This is a genomic window from Billgrantia endophytica, assembly GCF_002879615.1.
Taxonomy (GTDB): Bacteria; Pseudomonadota; Gammaproteobacteria; order Pseudomonadales; family Halomonadaceae; genus Halomonas; species Halomonas endophytica.
Genome location: NZ_PNRF01000050.1, coordinates 74,214 through 98,240 on the forward strand (window position 1 = coordinate 74,214; position 24,027 = coordinate 98,240).

Here is a 24,027-nt window from a genome sequence, read left to right on the forward strand (position 1 = left end):
TTTGTTAGACTTACTGCCTAATAACACCTGTGCAGTTGATATCAGATTGAGAGCAAAATTCATTAACATTATAGGTTCTTGTTCCTCCGATATCACAGCTAGACTTCTCTTGCCATTCGTATTCCGCTGGAACTGCAACCTCGTTACCATTGCTGTCGGTTTCTGTTGTAGCTGGTGAAACCATAACTCTCTCTTCATACTTCACATCTACTATGCTGATATCCTCTACCTCGGGGAGTGGCTTGATATAGTGGTCGTGGTGTAGGTTATTCCATCTATCATAGCAATTTTCATCCTCGTAGGTTCCTGGACCTGTGCAGAATGGCGATAGAGTGTTATTAGGTGAAGATGACCTCTTACCTAGAAACTCAGTCACATGGTCGTCAAATGCTGAAATATTCAAGCCATATGGGAAGCCTGAGTGAGAACCAAAGAAGTCTTCAGTCACTTGTCCAAAACTATTCATTTTGTAAGGTGCCATTCTATTGAGAGCAAGAAGGTCTTCATCACTCATATCATCACTGATATTGCTCTGTTCATTGATGATGTATCTTTCTATATAGCCTTCAACTTCCGCTTCTAGTCTATTATTTTGAGTGTAGGTAACACCGTCGCCAGTGCAGACATTTCTATAGAAGGTTCTATCTGTAGTGTAAATATCAACCATAGGTTTGAAGTATGGATCTGGATCAGAGTGTGATTCAGGTAAGCAAGAACCATCAGGAGCTACTGCACATTCTCTAAAATTTATTGGGTTATTGTAGTCAACAACCATCACATCAGGATTATACTGCTCTCTTAGTAGGCTTGCATATCCTAGAACATTCTTAACACCTTCCGTATCGTATAGGAAATACTCAGAAGGCTCGTCTAAACGAAAAGTATCAAAGCTATCGTTCTGAAACCTTTCTAATTCAGTTAGCGAAGATGTTTCAGGGGTTTGACCATCCATTTCATAAACGACTAAATCACCAGCATTTGGCGAGCTTACAATATCGTCAAGAAGATCAACAGTGTTAGTGTTTTCGTAGACTACATAAAGGTTTGTAGTGTATTCAGAAGGACTTAATGCCACACCTAACTTGTTTCCCTGCCCTGGGTAAGTGTTTTTATCAAGTTGAATCGTATAGTAAATCTGTCTTTCTTCTGTTCCTGTTGGAGACGACAAATTTCTAATTTCTACAGTATCCCTAAATTGATATACCCCCCTTGTCGCCTGCTCATGCTCCATAGCAATCGCTAAATCCACCTCAATATTGAACACTGTATTGCGATCAAAACAGCTTCCTATCCACTGCCTTGCATACCTTTGATTAGGGAAAAGCCACTGGTCTTGACTCTTGTATCTATTATAAGGTGCAGGACAGGAGAAATGGCTTGTTGTTGTTCTCAACACATCACCACCAAGCTCTTTTTCTACATTTTCAATACTCCCTATATTGGTGTCCATAGAAGCAATCATTCTAGAATAAGCTCTTACCGTATCCCCATTGTCATACATGAATATCATATCTTGGGTCTGTCTGGTAATAGGAATCCCCGCTTGAGCTATTGTTGGTAGCAAAATTGAAGCCACCATAGCTGAAGCAGATACTATTTTTGTTTTTTGTTTCATAACGTATTTCTCCTTTGTTATTGTTTTATCATCCTTGATTTACTATTATATCATTATTTAGAGCCGCATGATTGATGGCAAAAACCGCCTATACATATAGGCGGTTATAGTCCATGTTCTTAAAGCCCTTTAAGATCTTCGATTAACTGCCTGAAGCTATCTTGATATGCGATTTCAGAAGTTATTTTCTGTTGCTTCCAAATATTACCCATTCTTGGAGCATCCCTATCACCACTTCCTGTTATGACGTTACTATAGATTGTAGAGCCTCCCTTATCTTTTAAGAAATATTTAATTACAATATTTCTTTTCGACACCCTATTGCTTCCAATAAGGACACCAGCAAGGTCAGGATCTTTCATTTCAGCAGTAAGTGTGTATTCGCCCCCCGAAGAAGCTAAAAGATTTGCACTTGATAATGATTTCTCGATAGCCTTTTTGGCATCACTATTATCAAGATTAGCCGTTGATCTACTTGAATGAGGATTTCTAGATGTATTTAAAAAACCTTCAGTTTTAACTGAAACGTTGCCATGTAGTTTATGTTGTGCTGAAACGTGTTTATCTGCTCTGTAAGTGGACTCTGAAACACCTGTTGCAGATGGTCCCATGGATGCACAGCCAGAAAGAACAGCTAGTGACACTATTGCAAATACCATTTTGATTGTTGTAGTTTTCATAATTAACTCCTTGGTTGTTTAATCTTTTAATATGCTATGATTATATCACAGTTTATACGTAAAGTCCATTTATTTCTATAATTTTTTATCCTTTTTTTACAACAAATGTCAGTAATAAAGAAGTATTACTTGCTTTGAATTGAAAAAAAACTATAGAGACAAGATAAAACCCTATTATTTCCTCATCAATAACCAAAAAATGAGGGCTATATAGCCCCCATTTTAATATTTATGCCTCTCCGCCTTGGGGCGGTTGTCTGGTCCATCCTCTACATATCATGCCAGCAACCAGGCCAAAGGAATTTCTACATACATTCCTGTGATAATTTGGATTATCATGGGGATTATCAAACATCCTATCTTGATCTGGCCTTGATTGAACCTTGAGATCAGGTTGTCTATATTCAAATGAATGGGAGCCATCATGCCAGGTATATGTAGGATCAATAAGGTGGTGCCAATCATCTATAATTCTCTGATTGTATTGACCTGAAGCTCTGTATCTAGAACTTGTAGGACCTTCAAGGTTGATGCTTCTAGCTTCTTCTTGCCATCTGTCACCAAACTCGCTATGTGCTTTTGCAGGGTTGGTATTAGTTACAGCAGGTATATTACCTAAGCTTGTAGTAACACCTTCATTCAACGTGCCAGAAGCAGCACTCACACCAGCAACTACACCTGCGGAAATAGCTGCTACTTGAGTAACAGTTAAACCACCATAATATGCTCCAGCAAAAGCACCTGCACCTGCTGTTGCAAAAGCTACAACGAATGTCACCAACACTAGTGATAAACCTGTCCATGATGTTTTCGTCATGGAATCATAAAATATCTCAAATTCATCAAGCGGAAACGATGAAGCAAAGTCAGCAACTGATAGTGCTGTGACACCACCGTTTACTAGAATAGTTTCGCCGTCATGATCTATGGTGAACATAGGATGAACACCACCCTCGACCTGCCCTTTTGGAACCAACATCATCCAGTCTGGATGAAGGTCTACTGCTATATGGGTTGTCGTTTTCTTCCTAAAAGCATTACCTGATGTTGTTTCCCACGTTCTAACATCTGGATTATAGTTTGTATGAAGACCTAGGGTTCCTCCGTTTCGTTGCATAACCAAGCCCGAAAGAGTCATTAAGCCATTGGCTGTGATACGTGTAAAGCTGTGATCGAACCTGCCACCTGTCCTATTCCCGCTTGCCGGGTTATCTCCAAGCACATCAATCATCGTTTGGTATTGGGTATCAGTTAAGCTCCCTCCATCTGAAATGCGATCAAAGTATCTCGGGCTTATGTGTCTCATAGTAAGTGTTGCTGAGCCGTCAGAATGTCTTTGGCTTTCAACAAGGATTATTGTTCCTACATCATTGGAAGGGTCAAATGCTGATATTACTAGAGACTGTGCCTGAACCATCTGAATGAAAGCATTACTGCTCGCATGTTTACTAGCGACATTCAGAGACATAACACTTCTGTCGTCGTTGTAACTAGCTATCCCTCTTGAAAGCAATTCCTCCATGTCTATCAAACCTGTGCTTTGTATTTGTTCGGCAAGGTTCCTATCCATTTGTTCAATAAGAACGGGTTGCTGAGATCGATTTAGAGAGTCTGTCCTTTCAATAGCAGACCTTCTTGTTAGATTCTCTACAGGGGCAGAGCTCAATGGAGCCACACTGAGGGGCTGGGTATTCATAGGCGATGTAGAAAGGCTTCCTGACTGCTTTCCTTGCTCGTATGCCTGAACTGTTGGTGCAAAGCCTGTTGCCAACAGTGACACCACCAGAATATTCTTTTTAAATATCTCCGATACGTTTTGAGTTAAAGGTTTATCAACCTCTCTCACTTTTTTCTTTTTTATTATCATTTAAAACTCTCCTTGTTTTTCATTCCATTATATCATATGACCACTCACTAACCCCTTAGTTATTGAGTTAAGGATTTTGATATCTAGTGGTGTGTGTTCTAGTTTCTGTAAAGAAGGCTCTTTCATCATCCCAACCATACTCTATTATTCTTTGTTTTATATTTGTGTATGAAGCCGTTACTCTAGGATCGTCTATATATGCATCATAGCCCGCCTGAATACTCTCGTATTCGACTCCCTCTAGAACAACTTTTCTTCCAGATCTATTAGCAATGTAGTAATTTGGTATTTTACCACTTCTTTCATATTCTAGAACTTCTTCTAAACTAGCTCCTTTTCTTAGCTTATGAAATACACCACTTCTTCTTTGTTTAATTTTGTTCTTTTTAATAAAATCGCTAGAATTTAAATACGTTACTCCATGACACTTAAAAAACTCAGGTGAGTTCCTGTTGAAAATTTGTTCGTCAGTAGCTCCCTTACCTCTCTGCATCAATATATATTCAATAGAGTTTCCTGATTTTTCAGCCATTTCTTCAATGCTGTTAATCCTTCCTACTCCTTCTACATAAAAAACCTCTCTTTTCTTGTCTTCCATAAAATCTTTCTCCTTTGTTTTTATTGTGTTTTACTTAATATATTTACTTCACCTTGATTGATAACAACCACTTCAGGCTCACAGCTTTCAGGAAATATAAAGGTATTCACCTTTTCAATTCCATTCATAATAACGATATTCTCGTTTTGTGTTACTTCATTGAAGTCAATATTACTCTCAACAAAACTCAACCTTTGATCTTGTATATTCCTATCCAATACAGCCACTATATTTCTATCACCATAATCTGAAAATACAATACTGTCATAGCAATCATCAACGATATGGCTCTTTGAATTGTCTTCAACAATGGTGCTACCACCCGTTAAGCTTCTAATCGCAAGAGAGAGTAATAAGATTATTGCTATCAATAAGATAGCTCCATATATTCCTCTCATTGGAGAAGAAAGCATCACAGTCTTAATCACCTTCTTTATATTCATTTAAAACTCTCCCTGTTATTGTTATTCTTTATTATTATATCACAATATACCTTTATATATCTCAGTTGCGATCAATGAGATAGTGGTAAAACTTAAAATGCCCTTACAGAAACAAGAACATAGATAAAGCAGTCATCCAGATAGGGCCAGTAACCAAGCCAAGAATAACGACCGCTTCAAACAAACCTCTAAAAATTTTCATATCATTTCTCCTATTATTTAAACAATCTTTGAAATAAGGTATGCGAATGCAAAGAAAGGGACAAAGTATAAACCGATGATCGCCCAATCTTTGATTTCAGTAATTATTTTGTTAATTTTCATTTTTCTATCCTCCTAGTCTTAAAAGACTTTTTCCTTATTTTCGTGTTCTAAAATTCTTTCCAATACTTCCATAACCACTTCATCAACTGTATTTATGTGGATACTGGAAGAGTAAATGTAGGCATCATGCTTCTGCGAATAAAAGTAAACACTTCCTGCTTCTATATAGACCAACTTAGCATTCTCTAAATGTCTTAGTGCTTCTCTTGTAAAGTTGCCATCAAAATCAACTGTTAATTCAATATCCTTATTTAATAATAACATGATGCTCTCCTTATTTATTGTTCTTGTGTTGTAAGCAAATCTTCATCCCTGCATCTTTGAAATTTGAAACTTCTCTAGCTTTAACTGTATGGTCGGGAGAGTATGGAACATTAAATGCTTTCTCAACTATCTTCCTAACTATCTCTCTATCACCGCCATAATGAGAACTTGATATAATCTCAACAACATTCTTCTTGCTATCAATACTCTCTTGTCTCAATTCCATCACTAACGAAGTGTCTGAAAAATTGCTGTTGCAGTATGCTTCTGGTGTTTGCTCTTCATATCCTGCAACCGCTAGACCACCAAAAACTAACACTCCTATAGCTAATCCGATTCTTGTTTTCATACTGCCCCCTTATTATTTTTATTCTTATCTCTTAATATCTATATATTATATCACAGTCCGAACACTAAGTCAAGTTTTAGTGCATTTTTTATACCCTGCTGTTTTACTAGAAGAATGACTTTTCTGGAAAAAAGATTAAATTTATTGATATTTTTTTAACTGATTTTATTGCTTCGCTTAGTTATTGAAGGTCGAATATCTGGTTGTATTGGTGTCTTGAACTTTCTTTGCTTCAAACCATAATTCTTTCTTCAATACCCTAGCTCAAAGAGCGAATAAAAAAGTTGAGCAAATGCTCAACTTTTTTAAACTCACTGGTGTATTAACCACATACGTCATCTTGTGTAGCTCCATCGGGATGGAAATGCTTAGCCATTCCTGGTTGGCATAGTTTGGCAGAAGGTCTTAGACCTCTGAAATTAGGGTTATTGGCTGCTTGCTTGTCAATTAGGATATGACCTTCAACTTCTAGCCTATGGAGTCCACTAATATCCATTAAGGGGTTTCCTGATAGATTCATATCGCTTACATATCTTAACCTTTGCAAACCACTAACATCTTTAATACCAGTGTTGCTTAGGTCAAAATAGTTTCCAACTGAAGACAAATTGCTTAATGGGCTTAGACTTTCAATTTTGATTCCTGATAAACGGAAGTCGTTTCCAACAGTTTCTAGGTTCCTGAAACCTCTTATGTTAACTGTTTCGTTTCTCTTGAAGGTGCTTTCCCCCATGAGAATGTCACCACCAATAAACTTTAGGCTCAGGAAGCCATCAAGGCTCTCTCGCTGGATTCTCGTATTATATAGCTGTAAGCCACCACCAATCCTTTCTAGGCTCTGAAAGCCTCTTATGTGCTGTAGAGGGTTGTCATGAAGGGTTAGGTTTCCATGTATCATTCTGGTTTCAATAAATTCGTTTACATTCGTTAGCTGATTACCATAGATAATTACATGACCTAGATGCTCGCCTATATCGCTTTCATATCTCTCTAATGACCTTAGCTGTGCTTCTGCTAACGACAATGACTTGAAATTTTCAGGGTCTACATAGGTATCCCCGTTATTGTGATCAACATTCCTTCCAACTTGATTCTCAGTAGAAGGCTTGTAGTTAGGTATCTCTGGATTCGCAACAGCAGTGCCAGTTATTACCATTGATGCCAATAGTGTAGATAGTATTGTTTTTTTCATGATTAACTCTCCTTGTTTTATTATTTAATATGATTATATCACATTTTATATGGAAAGTCTTATTTAGTTGATATTGACTTCATAAAAAAATTGTTATCAAAAAGAAGTAAAAGCTTAGGTGGTGCGAATTCTAGTCTCACACCACCTGTATTTTAACTTGTAGTAGTATCAGAAAGCTCTTGATGATAGCTTTGTATTTCAGCCTCCATTTCTTTATATACTTGGTCGCAAATGGAGTATATATTTACTGAATCCAGTTTCTTTTTAATCTCAATGAGATTATCACAGCCTGTTCTTTCATCGAAGTTCTCTAGAAACTCGATGTAGTATCTCTGAGCTTCAAAAAGCGGGTCTTTGAAGAGCCTACCTAGCCTTTCTTTATATTCATCCGTATTTTTATTTATTTCTTTGTTATAGATATATACGACCTGCTTGCACTTCTTTAGCTGAGCCTTATAATGATCCACAACATTTGATACAAATTTCTTCGTTATCTTATGCTCATACTGCAACCGCTCAAACTCTTTATCTAAATCAGGGGCATCATCTAACTCTTCCTTGAAAGCATCTATTTCTTGATTTTTGATGAAGAATTTAGCATGAGATACTGCAAAGTTGTCATGACCAGAAAGTATCACTTCATCAATATCTTCGTAATACTGATAGAATGGGTTGCTTTTGATATTATCGAAAACAACAAAAACAAGATCACCGATAACTCTTGTATATATTTTTATCTTTTGTGCCTTCAAGTAGTGGTTGAGTGCTAATCGCTTCTCGCTGTCTTCTAATGCTCCCTTCACATCTTCAAGAGAGTATTTCTTCTGGCTCTGCTGTTTTTTGAAGGCAAGATCTCCTTCTATCGTCTCCATTTCCTTTTTCTTAACTTGAAGTCTCTTACCAACATCTATGGATTTATCTTTAAATGACTCAGGTATATCCACTCCTTGAGAGACATAGTTTTCAAACATTGCTTCTATACTGTTCTGCTCATTATTTATTTTAAAATATTCTTCTTTTATGTCATAGAACTGCTTTTCAGTTTCTAGAACCTCGGTATCTAAACTTTCATTCAAGATATGTTCCATCTTGAAAAGCTCGAAATACTGTATAAAGGCATTTTCAAATGCTGATAGGTTTATATTCCTCTGAAAGCAAGAACCGATCCTGTGATTTTTGCATTCAAGATAATAGTAAACCTTATGAGGCTTCCCTTTGTAATATTTGGTATTGGTCTTAATGCTTAATGCACCACCGCAGGCACCACACTTCAAAATGTGCTTGAAGATATTTTCTATTGAACCTGAAACATATTGCCCGCTCATTGTGAAGTCACGATTCTTAACAGCAAGGCGAGCTTCTTCTACTACACCAAAATCCACTACCTTTGGGTAGTAGTTTTCTATCACTTCAAGAATACGGTGCTTTTTCTTACTGTCAGCACCGTGATAGATTTCTTTAAGTGTGAGATTCCCGTATAGCCTTCCATCTGTAAGTAGTTTAGATAGATATACCTCTCTAAAATGAAAGTCGCTTTTACGGTATTTCTCGTTAAACACTCTTAATGAAGCTCGGTAGCCTCTTGTCTTCAAAAGCTCAAGAAGGGTTTTTATATCTGCTACGATATCTTCTTTGACATGAAAGTATTGATTACCATTCTCATCTTTTCTCACTTCTAGCCAAACGGGTACGGCTGAAGTGAGAAACTTACCTTTCGCTTTTTTCTCTAAAACCGTTTCTCGCTTGTGGTTCCAAACCGCTTTCAGACGGTCAGATTTCAGCTTACTCTCCTGATAGGCTCTCTCCATCAAGATCTGAAGAGTAAGCCAGTCCCCTATGCCTTCGCCAACTCCATTATAATCATAAATTTTATGGTCATTCGTGGTGTATAAACGAACACCTGCTCTAAGGATTTTACCCACGATATCGAGTGTTGTATCAAGCACTCCTTGCCTCGAAATACGGTCCACATTTTCTGAAACGATAAAATCGCCACTGCGAATGATTCCGTTTTCGACCATATCCAGTATCTTCTTTAAGTCACCTTCTTTCGCATTCTGTCCGTGGTGACTAGACATAGCTTCATCAGTGAAGGTTTGGGTTATGTCCACCCCTGTACGTTCGGTGAACTCCTTAACCCCCATCTCCTGCCTTCGGCGGGAATCGCCGTTATTTTGTTTAAGAGATGACCACCTTATATATAGATAAGCTCTTGGTTTATTTGACATTTTTCTGTACTTCCTGCGACTGAAAGCGGATTGCAGTCTATATCACTGCATTGGTTGTGTATCCGTTTCCACACATCATGTCATCCACGATGACCACGTGCCGACCGGCCATGGGCACTTCCGGCGAGACGCGCCAGAACAGCTCGCCACCACGAATGCCGCCGCGGTAACGCGTGGCGTGCAGGTAATCGACCTCGAGGGGAAACCCCAGGCGGGTCAGCAGATGACCCGTGGTGATCAGTCCGCCGTTCATCACACAGTAGAAGACCGGCAGCTTGTCACCGAGGTCGGCGGTGATCTGTTCGGCCATGCGATCCAGGGCGACCTCGACTTCCTCTTGTGTGATCAGGCAGTCAGCGGTTTCCATGACGTCACGCATGGTGGCCAGGGATTGATGGAAATCGGGCTCGAGTTTCGGCATGGATGACACTCGTATCGGCAAGATAAGCGGAAAAGCGAAGAGGCAGCTCAGTCGCTGGCCATGGCCTCGAGCCGGGCATGTACCCGACGCCAACGGCCCAATGCCCCGAGGGAGTCCAACTCGGGACGGGCACGGCCATAGCGAAGACGGGAAGCGGGCCGGATGGAGCGCCCCTGACAGGCATCGAGCACTTCGAGGGCAGCGGCACGGTCGTTGCAGACCAGTACCATGTCGCAGCCGGCGTTGAGGGCGGCCTGGGCACGCTCGCCCGGCGTTCCGGCAAAACCGGCCCCCACCATGCCAAGGTCATCGGAAAAGATCGTGCCCTTGAAGCCAAGGGACTCGCGCAGCATCCCCAACCAACTGGTCGAGAAACCGGCCGGACGGGCATCGAAGGCGGGATAGACCACATGGGCCGGCATCACACCGTCAAGCCGCGTGGCCAGCTCGGTAAAGGGGATCAAGTCATGTCGACGCAGCGTGTCGAGCGAGCGCTCATCGATGGGGAGTTCGAGATGCGAGTCTGCCGCCACCCCTCCGTGGCCGGGGAAGTGCTTGCCTACGGCGGCCATGCCCGCTTCGTGCAGGCCGCTGACGAAGGCGCCAGCCAAGGCGGTCACCGCCACCGGGTCGCTGGAGAAGCTGCGGTCGCCGATCACGCTGGATATCCCTGCGTCGACATCGAGTACGGGGGCGAAGGTGAGGTCCAGTCCGCAGGCCGCCATTTCCATCCCCAGCAGCCAGCCGGTATCCAGGCAGAGTCGCAAGGTGACCTCGGGGGACGTCTGGTAATCGCGGCCGATACGGCCCATGGAGGGCAGCCTGGTCACCCCGTGACGCATCCGCTGAACCCGCCCGCCTTCCTGGTCGATGGCCAGCAGGAGTTGGGGGCGAAGGCGACGGATAGCATCGCAGAGTCCGCGTACCTGCTGGGCGTCCTCGAGATTGCGGGCGAAAAGGATCACACCGCCCACCTCGGGACGCAGCAATAGCTTGCGCTCGTCGGCACTGAGTCGCGTGCCTTCCAGGTCCAGCATCACCGGGCCGAGGGTCTGCGTCATGTCGGTTTCCTTGGGGCGAGGAAGGGGGGTGATTCTAGACCAAAGTGTTGCCCGGTGACAGCTCATCGAGTGCGAGTGAAGGGTAACCCCGGGCGACATCAAGCCGACATGGCGGATCGGTGGCCGGTGCTGGCGAACCCGGGTATCAGTCGTGGAGCCAGACCGGCGTGCCGGGCAGGGCCAGTGAGAAGAGTTCGAGCAGCGCCTCGTCCCGCAGTCGAATGCAGCCATGGGAGCGCGGAACCCCCATGGGCTGGTCGGGTGGCGTGCCATGCAGATAGATGAAGCGTCGCTGGGAATCCACCTTCCCTCCCCGGTTATGGCCCGGCTCCAGGCCACACAACCAGAGGATTCGGGTGAGTATCCAGTCGCGTCGGGGGTGGGCGGCGGCAAGCTCGGGCGTGAAGCATTCACCGGTGGGCCGACGACCGCGAAAGACGGTCCCGGCCGGCAACCCCTCGCCAATGGCGGCACGAATATAGTGCCACCCCAGCGGGGTACGGCCACTCCCCTCCTGCTGGCCGACCCCGGCCAGTGCCGTGGATACCGGCCATTCGGCAAGTGGCCTGATTCCCTGCCACTGGATCAGGCATTGGCGTTTCACATCCACTTCGAGCCAGGTGGCCGCCCCTGGAGGCAGCTCGGACAAACGAGGCGTACGCATGATCAGCTGGCCTCGGCCCTCGACACCGCGGGCGGCGGCAGCGGAGCATTCATGGCGGCCACGACAACCGGACGCAGGCGACGGATCAGATCACGCACCGAGACGTGCTCCTGATAATCCTTTTCGGCGATATCGCGAAGCGCATCCAGGCCCGACAAGGTGAAAATCACGGTACCCAGCACGAAATGCAGGCGCCAGAAGCGCTCGGCGTCCGGCAGTTCCGGCGTGGCGAGCCGTACCAGGTCGGTGAATCGGGTGAAGGCACTGCCATACTCTTCCTGGATGTAGCGACGCAGGTGACCCTGGGCCTGACTATAGGCCAATCCCAGCAGTTTCATGAAAACCTTCAGGCTATGGCGTTCCGCGGGCACTTCCAGCACGGTCCTGGCCATCGTTTCCAGCAGCGCTTCCAGGGGGATGACGCTGCCCGCGTGGCGGGCTTCGAGCTCGTCGAGGGCGTGATGGAAGCGTATCGTAAAGGGGTCCAGGTAACGGGAAAAGACTGCCTGAATCAGAGCCTTCTTGGAGCCGAAGTGGTAGTTCACCGCCGCCAGGTTGACCCTGGCCTTGCTGGTAATGGTGCGCAGGGAAGTTTCGGCGAAACCCCGCTCAGCGAACAGCACTTCGGCGGTATCGAGAATGCGTGTAACGGTATCGGTCTGAGCCATGGTCCTGGTTCCGCTGGAAACGCCTGTTTTAAACATTACAAAAGTCTACGCCATCACGGCTTCTTGCTCAATCCCGATCGATACCCCTCTGTTTAAAACGGCGAAGGGGGCCGGCAAGATCGGCTCGCATATCCGCTTTTACTGGATAGACTTCCATGCTGTATACTTGAACAATACCGCCTGGCACCCATCGGAGGTCACATGACTCGCCCCCTTACCTCGCGTCAGCAGAATGTCTATGACTTCATCGTCAAGACCATGAGCGAGTTCGGCTACCCACCGACCCGAGCGGAAATTGCCCGGGCGCTGGGCTTTCGTTCGCCGAATGCCGCGGAAGAGCACCTGCGGGCTCTGGAGCGAAAAGGTGCCATCCGGGTCATCCGCGGCACATCCCGGGGTATACGCCTGCCGGCCCAGGAAGCCGAAACGATGGCCGGAGAACCGGCCGCGGAAGGCCTGCCCATCATCGGCGAGGTGGCGGCAGGAAGCCCCATCCTGGCGGCCGAGCACATCGACCGCTACTGCCCCCTGCCCCCGGAATTCTTCACGCCTCGTGCCGACTACCTGCTGAAGGTGCGCGGACTCTCCATGAAGGACATCGGCATTCTGGAAGGCGATCTGCTGGCGGTACACCGTACCGAGCGGGTTCGTGACGGCCAGATCGTCGTGGCCCGCCTTGACGATGAAGTCACCGTCAAGCGCTTCCATCGCAACGGTCATCACGTGACTCTCGAAGCGGAGAACGACGACTTTCCGGCCATCGTCGTGGACCTTCGCCACCAGGCGCTCGAGATAGAGGGCATCGGGGTGGGAGTCATCCGTGGCGGCAGCGGCCAGGCTTTGGGCTGACGCCGTCTGCGTTCAGCCAGTTTCCCAGTACGCCGGCAGATCCCCCATGAGCCATGTGCGCAAGATCCTGCATGCCGATTGCGACTGCTTCTACGCCGCGGTGGAAATGCGCGACAACCCCGCGCTGCGCGAGATCCCGCTGGCCATCGGCGGCTCTCCCGAAGGGCGCGGCGTCATCGCCACCTGCAACTACCCCGCTCGGGCCTATGGCATCCATTCCGCCATGCCGACGGCCCGCGCCCTTCGCCTTTGCCCTCACCTTACCTTGATGCCCGGCGATTTCGACCGCTATCGCGACGCATCGAAGCAGCTGCTTGGCATCTTTCATGAGCTGACGCCGTTGGTGGAGCCCCTGTCACTGGATGAAGCCTTTCTCGACGTCACCGATGTGACGCGCTTTTCGGGCAGCGCTACCTGGATGGCACGCTGGCTGAAGGAGGAGTGCCAACGCCGGGTCGGTATTACCGTCTCCGTCGGTGCCGCACCGAGCAAGTTCCTGGCCAAGATTGCCAGCGACTGGGAAAAGCCGAATGGCCTCACGGTAATTTCTCCGGCAAAGGTCGATTCCTTTCTGCAGGCGCTACCGGTCACCAAGCTCCATGGCGTCGGCCCCGCGACCGCCAGGCGGCTTCATGCCCTCGAGATCGCCACGTGCGATGATCTCCAGCGTCTGCCCCAGGAGCGGCTGATCGAGGAATTCGGCAAGTTCGGCCGCCGGCTCTTCGAACTCGCCCGTGGCATCGACGAGAGGCCTGTCCGCGTGGAGCGTGAACGAAAGTCCGTCAGCGTCGAGACGACCTTTGCCACTGACCTGCCGGCCCTCCCCCACTGCCGGCAAGAGCTGGCGCCACTCTGCGAACGCCTCCAGGCACGCCTGGCCCGGCATGGGCACCCGCCGGTAGCGGGCCTGTTCGTCAAGGTGCGCTTCAACGATTTCAGCCTTACCACGATGGAAGGACGTGGCGGCGCGCTGACCAGCGAGACGTTTTCCACCTTGCTGGAACAGGCCTGGGCAAGGCGGGAACGCCCCGTACGGCTGCTGGGAGTCGGCGTCAGACTGGTATCGGAGGAGGCCCGACGCCAGCTCGTGCTGCCGCTCTGAGGCAGGCCCGTCAGGTGTGACTGCCCCCCAATAGTTGGACGGTTCACTCAGCCGGGCCTCCTTATTTGGTGTCGATGTAGCGATGATCGTTGAAGGTCGCCACCCAACCCGGATGGTAGACCATCAGGATGCTCAACAGCATGCCGGTAATGAAGGCTTCCGAGGGCATCAGCAGCGGCAGGAACCGGGCGTATTCGCGTGACTGATGGATCACCTCGGGATCGGTCGCCCCGAGCATGACCAGCCCAACGGCAGCCAGCCCCGCCCCCAGGGTGGCAAGCGCCGCGCCGAAGAAACCGCACAGGAAGAGAAAGAGCATCAGGTTGTCGGGCAGGCGCCGGTCCACCAGCCGCCAGACCACGACCATGATCAGCGTCGGTACCACCCCCGTCACCAGGACATTGACACCCAGCAAGGGCCAGGTGGCCTTGCCGAGCAGGACCAGGGAGAGGTTGGCGGCAACATTGGTGAGCAGGGCCAGAGGCGCCTTGAAGACGAGGGTCATCAAGGCCGTGAACAGGAGATGCATCGTCAGCCAGTCTATCGCCTGGGCGCGAAGCTGCCAGAACAACACCACGGCCACGGTAGCCGCCAGCCAGCGGTGCTGCAGGCCGCGATCCGCCAGGAGTATTTCCCATGGCCGCTGGAGAAGGGCAAGCCCCACCATCCCCAGTGAGACCAGGGCAGCCAGGCTCAATAGCCAGGGGGCGAGTACGGTCTCGGAAAATGACATGGCTTGCCTCGTTGACACATGGCTCAGGCAAAGACGACGGTCTTGTTGCCATGGATCAGCACGCGGTCCTCGAGGTGCCAGCGCAAGCCGCGAGCCAGCACGGCCTTTTCGACATCCCGACCAAAGCGCACCAGTTCACCGGGCGTATGGCAGTGGCTGACCCGGTGGATATCCTGTTCGATGATCGGCCCGGCGTCGAGTTCTTCCGTCACGTAGTGACAGGTGGCTCCGATCAGCTTCACGCCCCTGGCATAGGCTTGATGATAGGGGCGCGCGCCCGCGAAGGAGGGCAGAAAGCTATGATGGATATTGATGACCCGCCCCGCATAGCGCTGGCACAAGGCGGGAGGCAGTATTTGCATGTAGCGGGCCAGCACAACCGTATCGGCGGCCAGCTCCTCCACCCGTCGTTCCACCTCGCCAAAGGCCGCCTCCTTGCCGTCCGCGGCGACCGGGACGTGAAAATAAGGTAGATCATGCCATTCCACCAGACCGCGCATGTCGTCGTGATTGGAGATGACACCCACGATATCGCCCTCCATCTCGCCAGCGGTCCAGCGATAAAGCAGGTCCACCAGGCAGTGGGATTCCCTGGATACCAAGACGACCACTCTGGGGCGTCGCCGGGTGTCACGCAAGGCCCACTCCATGTCGAATTCCCTTGCCACGGGCGCGAAAGCCTCTCTCAGCTCATCGGACGACATACCGATGGAGTCGGCCAGAATCTCGTAGCGCATGAAGAACCGCCCCGCTTCGAGATCGGAGTGTTGACTGGCTTCGGTAATGGAGCCGCCATGACCGGCAATGAAGCCGGAAACACGCGCCACGATACCGCGGCGATCAGGACAGGAAACGACGAGACGATAGTAATGGGACATAGGTAGCCATCAAGGAGCCAAGCGTGAATCGGAGTGCGCACAGTGTAGCGAACTCGCAGGCGCCAGAACACGTGAAAACCTTGAATCGCACCGGGGGCATCGCATTGTTAAGGGTCGCGCCCATCCCGTATAGTGAAGAAGACTCCATTACCTGGATCACGCAAGCCGATGCCTGCACCCCGCGTCACGATTCGTCCTCGCCGCCGCACGCCGCTTTACTTCCTGCCACTGGGGGGGTGCGGTGAGATCGGCATGAATCTGGGGTTGTATGGCCACGATGACGAATGGATTGCCGTCGATTGTGGAATGATGATCCGGCAGGACCTGCCGGACAGCCCGTTGCAGGTACCCAGCCTGGAAACCCCCGAGGCGCTCGGCATCTCCCCTTCCGCCTTGATCATCACCCATGGGCATGAGGATCACATCGGCGCCGTGGCCTGGCTCTGGCCCAGATGGCAGTGTCCCGTTCACGCCACGCCGCTGGCCGCCGGCCTGCTGCGCGCCAAGTTCACCGAGCGAGGGCTCGCGACCGATGCGATTCAGGTAATCGAACCAGGTGAAGCGCTGGAAGCGGGTCCCTTCACCCTGCGCTATCTCCCCTTGACCCACTCCATACCCGAAAGCTGTGCCCTGCTCATCGCCGCCGGGGAGTATCGTGTACTGCACACCGGTGACTGGAAACTCGACCCCGAACCACTGATCGGCCCGCCGGTGAAAGGGGCCCTGTTCCGCGCCCTGGCACCCGTGGACCTGGTGGTGGGGGACTCGACCAACGCTCCCCTGCCTGGGCACTCCCGTAGCGAGGGAGAGGTGGCCAGGGCCCTGGAGCACAGGCTGGGCCAGTGCTCCGGGCGTGTGGTCGTGACCTGCTTCGCCAGCAACCTGGCCAGGGTTCTGGCCATCGCACTGGCTGCCGAAAGCTGCGGCCGCCGGGTCAGCCTGATGGGTCGCGCCATGGAGCGAATGGTGGGAGTGGCCCGCGGGCTGGGTTATCTGGGCGACATGCCTCCCCTGGTGCCGGTGCGGGACCTGGGGTACCTGCCCCCGGAGGAAGTGCTGGTGATCGCCACCGGCAGCCAGGGCGAACCGCGCGCGGCGCTGAGTCGACTCGCCAACGGCCGACATCCCAGCCTCGAGCTGTTGGCGGAGGACACCGTCATCTTCTCGACCAAGGCGATACCGGGCAACGAACCCCAGATCGAACGGCTGAAGCGGGCCCTGAAACGCTTGAACGTCACCCTATGGGATGAATTCAATCACCCCGAACTACATGCATCCGGCCATCCGGCCCAGGATGAGCTGCGTATCCTCTATGGCTGGACCAAGCCTCGCCATCTGCTGCCAGTGCATGGGGAGGCCTACCATCAGCGGGCCCATCGGGAACTGGCCGAATCGATGGGGATCGATGCACCGTTGGCGCCAGTCAATGGCGACCTTGTCCGGCTCGACGGGGATGGGCTCACCCTCGAGGCGCGCCACCCCCAGAATCCCTGCATCGTCAGCCAGAATGCCGTCACGCCGTTGCCGGGGCTTGCCGCCGAACGGGGCTCTTCTCGCCATGGCATCCTCCATCTCGCCTTGCCGATCGCGTCCACCGGCAGCGGCTGGGTACGAATCGGCCGGCTGATGCTGGATGCCCATCGGGTCAGTGCGCTGGATGAGGATGCCTTCGCGGAATGGCTGGACGAGCGGCTGGAAGGACTGGAGGCCGAGACACTGGCACAGCTACGCATTGCACTGCAGCCATTGATCATCGCCTGGCTGGCAGAACATTTGCGCCAATTGCCGGATGTTCACCTTCAGCTATTGGCAATGGAGTCGCCGACATTCGATGATCGGGAATGATGTGGCAAATTGAAGTGGCAGGGGCGAGACCTATCGGTTCGCCCCTGCAATGACAAGGTATTCCCGTTCACGAGCCACTGGCATTTTTCGGTGGCCGACCGCGACGACGACGCGGTGGCTCACCGACGAGATCTTCCACGGAGAGACCGGCGTCGCTCATGGCTTCACGAATCTCGGCCAACTTCCTTTCCTTGTCCGCTTCCTCCTGCTCACGGAGCTTGTCTTCTTCTTTTTTCTGTTCGATGACCTCGCCAATGACGTCCAAGAGCTTGTGCAGCTGCTCCATACTCAGTTGGCGGGCCGCAGCACGAGCCACGTTCTTGTTACGGGCGATACGCTCCAAGGTTTCACTGGACATTGGCCTCCTCCATGCATGATTGCGACGGGCAAGCTGAATGGCTTGCTCGTCAAAAGTATATGCCTTGATGGTAAATAGGCAAGAAAAGCAAGAGGGAGCCTGACAGGCTTTTTGAACAATCATGGGCAAGGAAAGCGGAATGCTCTTCTCGTTAACCGCCCGTCATGTTCATGAAGCGAACCACCTGAACATTGCCATCGGTGGTGAAATGGTGCCGCTCCGGCTTGAGAGGCATGGCCTCGACGATGGCCTTTTTCAGCGCATCGAGATCGCCAGGATAACGACGCATTACGGCACGTAGATCGACCGAATGTTCATTCCCCAGGCACAGCAGTAAGCGCCCTTCGACAGTGACCCGGACACGATTGCAGGTCGAACAGAAATTGTGACTGTGAGGCGAGATGAAACCGACCCGGCTGTCACTGTCGGCCATGCGGAAATAACGGGACGGCCCCAGGGTGGTTTCGGTCGTGGGTATCAGGGCATATTGACGCTCGATCAGAGCCTGTACGTCATCGCTGGAACAGAAGGTTTCCGCCCGGGAATGGTCCGATACGTCACCCAGGGGCATCTCTTCGATAAAGCTGATATCCACGCCCTCGGCCCTGGCGAACGCCACCAGATCGACCACTTCATCGTCGTTGCGACCCTTCAGGATCACGGCGTTGAGCTTGATACGATCAAACCCCGCTTCGCGAGCGGCACGCAGGCCATCCAGCACCCGCCCCAGCTCGCCGGTACGGGTCAACTGGCGGAAGCGTTCCGGGTCCAGGGTATCGAGGCTGATATTGAGCCGCCCCAGACCCGCCTCACGCAGGCGTTTCGCATGTTTCACCAGACCGGCACCGTTCGTGGTCATGGCGAAATCCTTGAGCCCGGGCATGCTCCCGATCTCGGCGACCAGGTGGTCGATGTCCCGCCTGACCAAAGGCTCGCCACCGGTCAGGCGAACTTTCTCCACCCCCATTTCGATGAACGCGCGAGCCACCGTGCCCAGCTCTTCCAGGGTCAATACCTGGGCGCGGGGCAGGAAGGTCATCTCTTCACTCATGCAGTAGACGCAGCGAAAGTCACAACGGTCCGTCACGGAAATACGCACGTAACGCACCCGTCTTCCGAAATCGTCCATCAGCTCAGGGGCTATCGTCATCATCGCTCTCCCAGCGGCTGGCATCCTTGTGGTCCGACTCACGCTCGGCGACCCAATAGTCGCCATTGGCACTGTGCTCTTTCTTCCAGAAGGGGGCCCGTGTCTTGAGGTAGTCCATGATGAAATCACAGGCCTCGAAGGCCGCGCGACGATGCGCGCTGGCCACCACTACCAGTACGATAGGGTCTCCCGGGGTCATTCGTCCAACCCGATGGATGACACGCGCGCCCTGTAGCGGCCAGCGAGCCTCGGCCTGCGTCACGATATCGTCCAGGGCCGCTTCCGTCATGCCCGGGTAGTGCTCGAGGGTCAGCGCGGTGACATCGGGCTGCTCGTTGAAGTCTCGGACCAGGCCGGTGAAGCTCACCACGGCGCCGATATCGGAACGCCCCGCCAGGAGCGCCGCCTGCTCGATACCGGCATCGAAAGGTGGCTCCTGGACCCGGATTTCACGTAACCGCTGCATCATCAACCTCCCGTGACCGGTGGGAAGAAGGCAATCTCATCATCGTGGGTGATGGGGGTAGCGTCCACCGCCATCACCTGATTGACGGCACATAGCACCCGGCCCTCCGAGAGTCCCGCAAAACGTTCGTCACGCTCTACCAGTGCCGCCTTCAACCCTCCCACGTCGGTACTGGCGAGACTGTCCAGGGGGACAACCAGCTCACTGACACCGAGCCGCTCGCGCAGCTCGGCAAGGCACTTGACCCGAACACAGGGTGAAGCGATATCGCAGCGCGTCCCGATCGATACCTGCCCGGCAACCCCTTCTCCCGTCACGATGGGCGACGGTGCCGGTATGGAGCCGCGGCTGTAGTCACCCGATTTTCCACCCCGCTTGGTATCGAGATGAACACCGCCTATTTCCATGTCCTTGTCCACTGCCTTGCACATGTCATAGAGGGTCAGACATGCCACCGAGACCGCCGTCAGCGCTTCCATTTCGACCCCGGTACGGCCATTGAGTCGGCAGGAGGCCGTGACCTCGACCCGGGATGCCGCCTCGTCCAGGCGGAAATCGACGCTCACTTTCGACAGGGCCAAGGCGTGGCAAAGCGGAATCAGTTCGTGGGTACGCTTGGCAGCCTGGATGGCGGCGATTCTCGCCGTTGCCAGCACGTCTCCCTTGGGTAGGCCACCTTCGCGGAGCAGCGCCAGGGTCTCGGGCTTCATCTGGATATAACCGGACGCACTCGCCTCCCGGCGGCTCTCCGGCTTGTCGGCGACGTCCACCATATGGGCTTCACCGCGTTGATTGAGATGGGTCAGGGACATAGAGGAAGCCTCAGTCGATATCAGCAAACGGTTGGATGGAAACGGCCTCGCCGCGAGCGATGCCCTTCCTGTCGGAGGGGATCTCGACCAGGCAATTGGCGGCCACCATTGAAGAGAGAATACCCGAGCCCTGTCGGCCGGTGCTGCGCACCCGGAGCCGGCCCTGCGCATCGCTGTAAAACACGCCTCGCAGGAAGTCGACGCGCCCCGAGCGGCTTGGCAGGTCCGCCTCGGCCAGGGCAGTGAGCCGGCGACAAGGCCACTCTCCGCGCCCCTGCAGCCTGGCCAGCAGCGGGGCCACGAACTGGAGAAACGTGACCATGGCCGCCACCGGGTTCCCGGGCAAGCCAAAGAAGGGAGTGCCTCGAGGCCCGAGGCGGCCGCAGGCCATTGGGCGTCCGGGGCGAATCGCAATCTTCCAGAAGCCCAGCTCGCCCACCTCGTCAAGGGCGGCACGCACCTGATCCGCCTCTCCCACCGAGACACCGCCGCTGGTAATGACCAGATCCGCATCGACAGCCGCTGCGGCAAGCGCCGCCACCAGAGCGTCGCGATCGTCAGGGAGGATACCGATATCCTCGACCTCGCCGCCATGCTCCGCGACCAGGCCGCGCAAGGTGAAGCGGTTGGCATCGAAGATGCCCGCTGGCGGCAACGGCTCGCCGGGGGCGGTCACCTCGTCGCCGGTCGAGAAGATGGCGACTCGCGGACGCCGGTATACCTGCGCACCCGCCACCCCCAGCGATGCCAGAAGCCCCAGCTCCGCGGCCTTCAGCCGGGTACCCGCTTCCAGCGCGACGACGCCACGGGCGATGTCCTCGCCGGCGAGACGAACGTGCTGTCCACGCCTGACCGACTCGGTTTGCAGGATTCGGATTCGACCCTCCTGTTCTTCGAGCTGTTCGCGCATGATGACCGTATCGGCACCGGACGGCAGCGGTGCCCCAGTGGTGATGCGTACGCACTCGCCTGGCGGCAGCGGAGCATCACGGTGGTGGCCGGCCAGCACCTCCCCGACCAGGGGCCAGCTACCGGGGCGTGGCGCATCAGCCTGCGGCCAGGCCAGGGCGATACCGTCCATGGCGGCGTTGGTGTTCTGGGGCACGTCGATGGGGGAGGTCATTGCCTCGGCCAGGACCCGTCCATGCAAGGTTGCCAGCGGTTGCCATTCACTCGTCATCGTGGACGTAACCAGGCCCGCAATGATCGTCTTTGCCTCCTCCACCGTCAGCATGCGCTCGCCGAAGTCGAAACAGGAGAGACTCATGGGCCGATCACCCCTCGGGGCCGCTGCTCCGCTGGCCAGCGGGCAGGCCAGGCCGCCACCCAGTCGGCAATCGCTTCCACGTCGTCGAGTGGCAGGGAGTCGACCCCCTCTGGAACGGCCACCGCGGGTACGCTGGCGACGGCTTTCACCCAGGGATCGCCCGCCACCCGCAGGGGCTTGCCGACTTCCTCACGGTAGAGCTCCAGCTTCGGCAATGGCCAGGCCTTGAAGCCTTCGACCAGTACCAGGTCGGGCCACAGCGGACGCACCATCTCGACCAGCTGCGCCAGATCGGCTTCCCGCTGGCCCGGGGTCTCCATCATCAGTGCCCACCGGGCCCGGGATGCCACCAGCATCGGCGCGGCGCCCGCCTGCCGCAGGCGATGACTATCCTTGCCCGGCTGATCCACATCGAAGCCATGATGCGCATGCTTGATCACTGCCGTACGCAAACCTCGCCCCTCGAGCGCCGGTAACAATCGCTCCAGCAGCGTGGTCTTGCCGGTGCCGCTCCAGGCCGCAATACCCAGCAATGGCAGCCGATCATCGAAGCCAAGAGGGGCATGGGCACTCATGGTGTGCGGGTCTCCTCACGCAGGTGTGCTTCGAGGCGTGTCTTGTCAGCGTCGGTATTGAGGTTGGTGAAGGCCTGGGGGCAATCGCCGAAGTCCACACGACACCAGGCATGCCGGGCATACCAGCGATCGATCTTGCGCTCGCCGCTGACCAGGGCAGCATGCAGGTCCTCGACCAGCGAGGTACGCACCAGGGCCACCACGGGATGCAGGCGCTCCCCATCATCCGCCACGGCGATATCGGCACCGCCGATACCCTCGACGAGACGTGATACCAAATCGTCGGGCAGGGTCGGCGTGTCACAGGGCACGACCAGCACCCAGGGCGTGGTGGCGGCACTCAGCCCGCTGTAGATCCCCATCAACGGGCCCTGAAAATCACCCTCGATATCGGTGATGACCCGGTCGCCGAGATCCTGGTAGCGATCCAGATGGCGGTTGGCATTGACCAATAGAGTGGCGACCCTTCCGGACAGGCGATCACGCACATGGGCAACCAGCGGGCGGCCGTTGAAGGGTTCCAGTCCCTTGTCGCGGCCACCCATTCGACGGCCCTGCCCACCGGCCAGGATCAAGCCAGTCACATCGTTTAGCGGGTTCATTGCGGCTCCTGCTGGTCGAATCCGGGCTTTCCCTCATGATGCCTCAGCCGGCGCCGGGGTGCCATGATGAGCCCCCCGATCCGGCAATCGCCATGATGCGCGTCAGCCACAACGCTTATACATGAGGGCGTCAGCGAGTATCATGTGTCAAACAAATCGAACGGACCCGACGGACTTTGACGATGGAAGGACTTAACGTAGGCACTCGACTGCGCGAACTGCGTACGGCCAGAAAACTTTCCCAGCGTGAGCTGGCAAAGCGCGCAGGCGTCACCAACAGCACGATTTCACTGATCGAACAGAACAGCGTCAGCCCATCGGTCAGCTCGCTCAAGAAAATCCTCGACGCCCTGCCCGTATCGATCAGTGCTTTCTTTGCCGGCGATGAACCCGCCCCACCTCGCGCGTTCTATCAGGCCAATGAACTGACTGAAATTGGAGACGGCCATCTGTCCTGGCGCCTGGTAGCCGCTCGCCGGTCCGACCGCAGCATGTCGATCATTCACGAGCGATATCCACCAGGAGCGGATACGGGGGATACCATGCTGGAGCATGAAGGCGAGGAAGGCGGTGTGGTGGTCTCGGGCGAGATCGAGATATCGGTAGCCGGTGAATCCCGGGTACTGAGCGCCGGCGACGCCTATTATTTCGACTCGCGCCTGCCCCACCGCTTCCGCAACATTGGCGAAGAGGAATGTGTCATCGTCAGCGCCAACTCGCCGCCCACCTTCGCGGAAGGCGGCAAGGAACTGCACCACGCCTGACTGGCTTCGGCAACGTGGAAAATGCAGGAGGCGCCTCCGGCGCCAGTCGCGATGGGGACCAGCGCTCCAACAGCGATATTTTCCACCAAGGGGAGATACACAGCTGTAGGAGCCAGCTTCAGCTCGCGACAGGGGGGGCTCGTGCCTTCGCGACACTGCCGAGGCGCCTACCGGCGCCAGTCGCGACGCAAAGCGGCGCTCCAACAGCGATATTTTCCACCAAGGGAGAGATACACAGCTGTTGGAGCCAGC

25 protein-coding genes and 1 pseudogene are annotated in these 24,027 nt (G+C 53.0%); 4 read left to right on the forward strand and 22 right to left on the reverse strand.

Translation table 11 applies throughout. The features are described from left to right. Positions 1 to 10 precede the first annotated feature (10 nt). The 13 genes and pseudogenes from C1H69_RS23460 to C1H69_RS23085 all read right to left on the reverse strand — a co-directional run bounded on the left by C1H69_RS23460 (position 11) and on the right by C1H69_RS23085 (position 12,374). Complete coding sequence (locus tag C1H69_RS23460) at positions 11 to 1,615, reverse strand: hypothetical protein (RefSeq protein WP_133155035.1); 1,605 nt, start codon at positions 1,613 to 1,615, stop codon at positions 11 to 13. Positions 1,616 to 1,734: 119 nt separating this feature from the next. Further along, on the reverse strand, positions 1,735 to 2,295 hold the full coding sequence (locus C1H69_RS23465; protein ID WP_133155036.1) for a hypothetical protein: 561 nt from the start codon (positions 2,293 to 2,295) through the stop codon (positions 1,735 to 1,737). Positions 2,296 to 2,524: 229 nt separating this feature from the next. Further along, positions 2,525 to 4,162, reverse strand: a complete 1,638-nt coding sequence (locus tag C1H69_RS23470; RefSeq protein ID WP_133155037.1) for a hypothetical protein — start codon at positions 4,160 to 4,162, stop codon at positions 2,525 to 2,527. A gap of 67 nt (positions 4,163 to 4,229) precedes the next feature. Then, the gene (locus C1H69_RS23475; RefSeq protein ID WP_133155038.1) at positions 4,230 to 4,760 is read right to left on the reverse strand and encodes a hypothetical protein; all 531 of its coding nucleotides are present in this window, start codon (positions 4,758 to 4,760) and stop codon (positions 4,230 to 4,232) included. A gap of 20 nt (positions 4,761 to 4,780) precedes the next feature. Then, the gene (locus C1H69_RS23480) at positions 4,781 to 5,203 is read right to left on the reverse strand and encodes a hypothetical protein (protein ID WP_133155039.1); all 423 of its coding nucleotides are present in this window, start codon (positions 5,201 to 5,203) and stop codon (positions 4,781 to 4,783) included. Positions 5,204 to 5,545: 342 nt separating this feature from the next. Then, positions 5,546 to 5,791 (reverse strand): hypothetical protein, encoded by a 246-nt coding sequence (locus C1H69_RS23060; protein ID WP_102655726.1) that lies wholly within the window; start codon positions 5,789 to 5,791, stop codon positions 5,546 to 5,548. 10 nt (positions 5,792 to 5,801) lie between these two features. Next, on the reverse strand, positions 5,802 to 6,140 hold the full coding sequence (locus C1H69_RS23485; RefSeq protein ID WP_133155040.1) for a hypothetical protein: 339 nt from the start codon (positions 6,138 to 6,140) through the stop codon (positions 5,802 to 5,804). 322 nt (positions 6,141 to 6,462) lie between these two features. After that, positions 6,463 to 7,332: a hypothetical protein gene (locus tag C1H69_RS23490; RefSeq protein WP_133155041.1), complete on the reverse strand. Its 870-nt coding sequence runs from the start codon at positions 7,330 to 7,332 to the stop codon at positions 6,463 to 6,465. Between the two features lie 152 nt (positions 7,333 to 7,484). Next, positions 7,485 to 9,560 (reverse strand): recombinase family protein, encoded by a 2,076-nt coding sequence (locus C1H69_RS23065; protein ID WP_102655727.1) that lies wholly within the window; start codon positions 9,558 to 9,560, stop codon positions 7,485 to 7,487. A gap of 40 nt (positions 9,561 to 9,600) precedes the next feature. Then, positions 9,601 to 9,981 (reverse strand): annotated as a pseudogene (locus C1H69_RS23070) (phosphoribosyltransferase family protein); the annotation flags it as partial. Between the two features lie 47 nt (positions 9,982 to 10,028). Next, on the reverse strand, positions 10,029 to 11,042 hold the full coding sequence (gene nagZ / locus C1H69_RS23075; RefSeq protein WP_102655728.1) for a beta-N-acetylhexosaminidase: 1,014 nt from the start codon (positions 11,040 to 11,042) through the stop codon (positions 10,029 to 10,031). A gap of 145 nt (positions 11,043 to 11,187) precedes the next feature. Further along, positions 11,188 to 11,706 carry a L,D-transpeptidase gene (locus C1H69_RS23080; RefSeq protein ID WP_102655729.1) on the reverse strand — a complete coding sequence of 173 codons (519 nt, stop codon included), beginning with the start codon at positions 11,704 to 11,706 and terminating at the stop codon, positions 11,188 to 11,190. Between the two features lie 2 nt (positions 11,707 to 11,708). Beyond that, complete coding sequence (locus tag C1H69_RS23085) at positions 11,709 to 12,374, reverse strand: TetR/AcrR family transcriptional regulator (RefSeq protein WP_102655730.1); 666 nt, start codon at positions 12,372 to 12,374, stop codon at positions 11,709 to 11,711. 201 nt (positions 12,375 to 12,575) lie between these two features. Between C1H69_RS23085 and lexA the strand changes: the two genes are divergently transcribed. Next, complete coding sequence (gene lexA, locus C1H69_RS23095; RefSeq protein ID WP_102655732.1) at positions 12,576 to 13,223, forward strand: transcriptional repressor LexA; 648 nt, start codon at positions 12,576 to 12,578, stop codon at positions 13,221 to 13,223. A 55-nt stretch (positions 13,224 to 13,278) separates the two neighbouring features. Next, positions 13,279 to 14,325 (forward strand): DNA polymerase IV, encoded by a 1,047-nt coding sequence (gene dinB / locus C1H69_RS23100; RefSeq protein ID WP_102655743.1) that lies wholly within the window; start codon positions 13,279 to 13,281, stop codon positions 14,323 to 14,325. Positions 14,326 to 14,386: 61 nt separating this feature from the next. Here the strand turns inward: dinB and C1H69_RS23105 are convergent, their stop codons facing one another. After that, entirely contained in the window at positions 14,387 to 15,058 is a 672-nt protein-coding gene (locus C1H69_RS23105) for an energy-coupling factor ABC transporter permease (RefSeq protein WP_102655733.1), read from the reverse strand. Positions 15,059 to 15,081: 23 nt separating this feature from the next. Next, positions 15,082 to 15,936, reverse strand: coding sequence for a formyltetrahydrofolate deformylase (purU, locus tag C1H69_RS23110; RefSeq protein ID WP_102655734.1), 855 nt, complete (start codon positions 15,934 to 15,936; stop codon positions 15,082 to 15,084). A 252-nt stretch (positions 15,937 to 16,188) separates the two neighbouring features. On the opposite strand from purU, the gene C1H69_RS23115 reads away from it, so the two are divergent. Then, entirely contained in the window at positions 16,189 to 17,781 is a 1,593-nt protein-coding gene (locus tag C1H69_RS23115) for a ribonuclease J (protein ID WP_102655735.1), read from the forward strand. Positions 17,782 to 17,848: 67 nt separating this feature from the next. On the opposite strand, the gene C1H69_RS23120 is transcribed toward C1H69_RS23115, so the two are convergent. The 7 genes from C1H69_RS23120 to mobA all read right to left on the reverse strand — a co-directional run bounded on the left by C1H69_RS23120 (position 17,849) and on the right by mobA (position 23,011). Next, entirely contained in the window at positions 17,849 to 18,139 is a 291-nt protein-coding gene (locus C1H69_RS23120) for an H-NS family histone-like protein (protein ID WP_102655736.1), read from the reverse strand. Positions 18,140 to 18,290: 151 nt separating this feature from the next. After that, positions 18,291 to 19,289: a GTP 3',8-cyclase MoaA gene (gene moaA / locus C1H69_RS23125; protein ID WP_422666919.1), complete on the reverse strand. Its 999-nt coding sequence runs from the start codon at positions 19,287 to 19,289 to the stop codon at positions 18,291 to 18,293. Beyond that, entirely contained in the window at positions 19,273 to 19,755 is a 483-nt protein-coding gene (gene moaE / locus C1H69_RS23130) for a molybdopterin synthase catalytic subunit MoaE (RefSeq protein WP_422666920.1), read from the reverse strand. The genes moaA and moaE overlap by 17 nt, the downstream gene beginning before the upstream one ends. A 2-nt stretch (positions 19,756 to 19,757) precedes the next feature. Then, positions 19,758 to 20,567 carry a cyclic pyranopterin monophosphate synthase MoaC gene (gene moaC / locus C1H69_RS23135; protein WP_102655738.1) on the reverse strand — a complete coding sequence of 270 codons (810 nt, stop codon included), beginning with the start codon at positions 20,565 to 20,567 and terminating at the stop codon, positions 19,758 to 19,760. A 10-nt stretch (positions 20,568 to 20,577) separates the two neighbouring features. After that, positions 20,578 to 21,834 (reverse strand): molybdopterin molybdotransferase MoeA, encoded by a 1,257-nt coding sequence (gene moeA, locus C1H69_RS23140; RefSeq protein WP_102655739.1) that lies wholly within the window; start codon positions 21,832 to 21,834, stop codon positions 20,578 to 20,580. Beyond that, a complete protein-coding gene (gene mobB / locus C1H69_RS23145) occupies positions 21,831 to 22,409 on the reverse strand; it encodes a molybdopterin-guanine dinucleotide biosynthesis protein B (RefSeq protein ID WP_102655740.1) in 579 nt (192 codons plus the stop codon). Before mobB ends, moeA begins: the two co-directional genes overlap by 4 nt. After that, a complete protein-coding gene (gene mobA / locus C1H69_RS23150) occupies positions 22,406 to 23,011 on the reverse strand; it encodes a molybdenum cofactor guanylyltransferase MobA (protein ID WP_102655741.1) in 606 nt (201 codons plus the stop codon). The genes mobB and mobA overlap by 4 nt, the downstream gene beginning before the upstream one ends. A gap of 182 nt (positions 23,012 to 23,193) precedes the next feature. On the opposite strand from mobA, the gene C1H69_RS23155 reads away from it, so the two are divergent. Then, positions 23,194 to 23,775 carry a cupin domain-containing protein gene (locus tag C1H69_RS23155; RefSeq protein WP_102655742.1) on the forward strand — a complete coding sequence of 194 codons (582 nt, stop codon included), beginning with the start codon at positions 23,194 to 23,196 and terminating at the stop codon, positions 23,773 to 23,775. The last annotated feature ends 252 nt before the right edge of the window (positions 23,776 to 24,027 follow it).

Excerpts from the sequence above, each read along its gene's own strand:
- lexA (WP_102655732.1), top strand. The coding sequence starts at position 12,576 with ATGACTCGCCCCCTTACCTCGCGTCAGCAGAATGTCTATGACTTCATC.
- C1H69_RS23115 (WP_102655735.1), top strand. The coding sequence starts at position 16,189 with ATGAATCTGGGGTTGTATGGCCACGATGACGAATGGATTGCCGTCGAT.
- C1H69_RS23460 (WP_133155035.1), bottom strand. The coding sequence starts at position 1,615 with ATGAAACAAAAAACAAAAATAGTATCTGCTTCAGCTATGGTGGCTTCA.
- moaC (WP_102655738.1), bottom strand. The coding sequence starts at position 20,567 with ATGTCCCTGACCCATCTCAATCAACGCGGTGAAGCCCATATGGTGGAC.
- C1H69_RS23475 (WP_133155038.1), bottom strand. The coding sequence starts at position 4,760 with ATGGAAGACAAGAAAAGAGAGGTTTTTTATGTAGAAGGAGTAGGAAGG.
- C1H69_RS23480 (WP_133155039.1), bottom strand. The coding sequence starts at position 5,203 with ATGAATATAAAGAAGGTGATTAAGACTGTGATGCTTTCTTCTCCAATG.
- C1H69_RS23080 (WP_102655729.1), bottom strand. The coding sequence starts at position 11,706 with ATGCGTACGCCTCGTTTGTCCGAGCTGCCTCCAGGGGCGGCCACCTGG.
- C1H69_RS23060 (WP_102655726.1), bottom strand. The coding sequence starts at position 5,791 with ATGTTATTATTAAATAAGGATATTGAATTAACAGTTGATTTTGATGGC.
- C1H69_RS23120 (WP_102655736.1), bottom strand. The coding sequence starts at position 18,139 with ATGTCCAGTGAAACCTTGGAGCGTATCGCCCGTAACAAGAACGTGGCT.
- moeA (WP_102655739.1), bottom strand. The coding sequence starts at position 21,834 with ATGAGTCTCTCCTGTTTCGACTTCGGCGAGCGCATGCTGACGGTGGAG.
- C1H69_RS23490 (WP_133155041.1), bottom strand. The coding sequence starts at position 7,332 with ATGAAAAAAACAATACTATCTACACTATTGGCATCAATGGTAATAACT.
- C1H69_RS23485 (WP_133155040.1), bottom strand. The coding sequence starts at position 6,140 with ATGAAAACAAGAATCGGATTAGCTATAGGAGTGTTAGTTTTTGGTGGT.
- purU (WP_102655734.1), bottom strand. The coding sequence starts at position 15,936 with ATGTCCCATTACTATCGTCTCGTCGTTTCCTGTCCTGATCGCCGCGGT.
- C1H69_RS23085 (WP_102655730.1), bottom strand. The coding sequence starts at position 12,374 with ATGGCTCAGACCGATACCGTTACACGCATTCTCGATACCGCCGAAGTG.
- moaE (WP_422666920.1), bottom strand. The coding sequence starts at position 19,755 with ATGCAGCGGTTACGTGAAATCCGGGTCCAGGAGCCACCTTTCGATGCC.
- mobB (WP_102655740.1), bottom strand. The coding sequence starts at position 22,409 with ATGAGTGCCCATGCCCCTCTTGGCTTCGATGATCGGCTGCCATTGCTG.
- moaA (WP_422666919.1), bottom strand. The coding sequence starts at position 19,289 with ATGACGATAGCCCCTGAGCTGATGGACGATTTCGGAAGACGGGTGCGT.
- C1H69_RS23105 (WP_102655733.1), bottom strand. The coding sequence starts at position 15,058 with ATGTCATTTTCCGAGACCGTACTCGCCCCCTGGCTATTGAGCCTGGCT.
- C1H69_RS23155 (WP_102655742.1), top strand. The coding sequence starts at position 23,194 with ATGGAAGGACTTAACGTAGGCACTCGACTGCGCGAACTGCGTACGGCC.
- C1H69_RS23065 (WP_102655727.1), bottom strand. The coding sequence starts at position 9,560 with ATGTCAAATAAACCAAGAGCTTATCTATATATAAGGTGGTCATCTCTT.
- C1H69_RS23470 (WP_133155037.1), bottom strand. The coding sequence starts at position 4,162 with ATGATAATAAAAAAGAAAAAAGTGAGAGAGGTTGATAAACCTTTAACT.
- mobA (WP_102655741.1), bottom strand. The coding sequence starts at position 23,011 with ATGAACCCGCTAAACGATGTGACTGGCTTGATCCTGGCCGGTGGGCAG.
- C1H69_RS23465 (WP_133155036.1), bottom strand. The coding sequence starts at position 2,295 with ATGAAAACTACAACAATCAAAATGGTATTTGCAATAGTGTCACTAGCT.
- nagZ (WP_102655728.1), bottom strand. The coding sequence starts at position 11,042 with ATGACGCAGACCCTCGGCCCGGTGATGCTGGACCTGGAAGGCACGCGA.